Annotated in this window: 1 protein-coding gene and 1 pseudogene; both read right to left on the bottom strand. The window is 47.4% G+C overall.

Going from position 1 to position 1,607, the window contains the following annotated elements:
• Positions 1-897, bottom strand: an 897-nt coding sequence (locus PVV65_RS08875; RefSeq protein ID WP_273789913.1) for a portal protein, incomplete at its 3' end; no start/stop codon positions are given.
• Positions 882-1,607: pseudogene (locus tag PVV65_RS08880) on the bottom strand (PBSX family phage terminase large subunit); the annotation flags it as partial. The gene PVV65_RS08875 and the pseudogene PVV65_RS08880, both read right to left, overlap by 16 nt.

Below are 1,607 nucleotides of genomic sequence, written 5' to 3' on the forward strand. Positions count from 1 at the left end.
CACCTTTTTATTAAAAGCTGCCCCTTGTATCTGAGGCATCATGCATTGGAGTTGTTTAAACTCCTCCTCGCTATAATCACGAAGTTCTCCAGTGCTTAAATCGGGCGCTTTATAATATCTCTCGCTTTCAAACCAACGGCATTCGACAAGCGTAACCATTCGTCGACCGTTTTCAACATCAATGCCTCTCTCATCATCATAAGCCTCTAAATCATTATGATGAACCCCTTCATAAGCACTCCCATCTCTCGCCCAATCCGCACTCAGTTCACTCCAATGGGCTTTCGGAAACATTTGTCTTGCAACTTCCAAAGGCTTGCGGTCCACATACCACATACGTTGTGCATCGGTTAAATTCGGTTGTACGGCTGCGCTATCCCAAACCATCTTCAACGGGTCTAAACGTGTGATAACCGGTTCACCATCAAGGCTGTTTTCATAATCAAGTCGCGTATCAGTCCAGCCCATGCCGCAGATGACAGCATCTTGGAAAGCATCCGAATCTGCATATTCCGCTTGTGCCATGTCTCTAAACCATTCCGCCGCCCCTGTAAGCAATTCACTGGGTAATGCCTTGCCTATTTGACGGGGGATAAATTGTACCTCTCGCTTATTATTACGCTCTGACCCCACAACCGCATTCACAAGCGGGGCTATCCGATTAAAAGTCATAACGGGACGGCGCTGTTCTTTTAATGCTGCTAAATCGGCTTCATTCCACTGATCTCCATTGTAAAAACGAAAATCTTCACGCGCTTGCTCACGCCATTTGTTCACATGCTCAACATCTTCTTTGTACCAGTTCACAAGCTTGCGAAACAAACCTTCCCTTGACAAATCTGAAATGTTGCTATCTTTGTCTAAATGCTCTTCATCATGCATCATTCTGCCATCCATGACGTGCTCTCATAAGCTTCTCTACCGCTGTAAGCTTCTCTCTTATGTTTCTGCACCGGCTGTTCATAACCCACACACATTAAGCCAAAGGCATCGGCTGCATGACTGGACCAATCATGCTCGGCGCCTAACCCTATATTCCGCTTCTCATCCCATTTTTCATGATACCAGTTCAGTGCCTTGCGTCCTGCTACCGTTGTTTCCTCGTTGAACCAAACAGAAGGTAAGATACGCCGCACTGCCTCTATCCGCATCTTAACAGCACCTGCCCCTTGATTAGGGATCACTTGCGTTTCAAAACCCGCATCATTGAGAGCACTCTCAAAACTCACATTGTGGACACGATCTCTGGTTGCACCATCATGGGGTAACACCATCAGTGCCTTCTCATAACCATTTTGACGCAACCAACCGATATGCTCGGATAAGGGCTGCCCTTGAGCCTCGTAATAATCAAGCACTCTGATCTCTCTACCAATAAATTGCGCTATCCAAATCGCTGTTGCATCTGCCTTAGCGCCCGTCCCGCCAATATCCCAAAAGGCGCGTATCTGCATTAAAGGGTCACGTGCAACACGCCCTATCCGCCCCTCCTCCTCGGCTGCCAACATCTCTTTTTGAAAGTAAGCACCTTGAACCGCTGTAAGATAAGCCCCCTCCCATATATGCTTATAGGTCTCTGGACGGTTTCTCAAATCATCAAGCCGCGC

The organism is Bartonella sp. ML70XJBT, from assembly GCF_028618425.1.
GTDB lineage: Bacteria > Pseudomonadota > Alphaproteobacteria > Rhizobiales > Rhizobiaceae > Bartonella.